This is a genomic window from Paraburkholderia sp. EG304 (assembly GCF_046543485.1).
Classification (GTDB): domain Bacteria; phylum Pseudomonadota; class Gammaproteobacteria; order Burkholderiales; family Burkholderiaceae; genus Paraburkholderia; species Paraburkholderia youngii.
In genome coordinates, this window is sequence record NZ_JBKGUA010000428.1 from 1 (window position 1) to 269 (window position 269).

1 pseudogene is annotated in these 269 nt (G+C 57.6%); it reads right to left on the reverse strand.

Features of this window, described 5'->3' with window-relative positions:
• Nucleotides 1–269 (reverse strand): annotated as a pseudogene (locus tag ACLFKU_RS44590) (transposase); the annotation flags it as partial.

A 269-nucleotide genomic window follows, 5' to 3' on the forward strand; every position in this document is an offset into this window, starting at 1 on the left:
GGAACGTCACAGACCCGCTTCACTGGTCGTCCCCTGGCAATGAGGGTGAGCGCGCAATCCATTTTCGCGACTTCGCCACCTCCACTGCCTCACGAAGAATCTCATTCTCCATTGTCTTTTTTCCGAGTAGTCGCTGAAGCTGCCTGATTTGCTTGAGTGCATCGCTCAGTTCCGACGCCGGCACGACTTCCTCGCCGGCACTGACAGCCGACAGGCTGCCGTCCTGATACAGCTTGCGCCAGTGAAACAGCTGATTCGGATTGACGCCG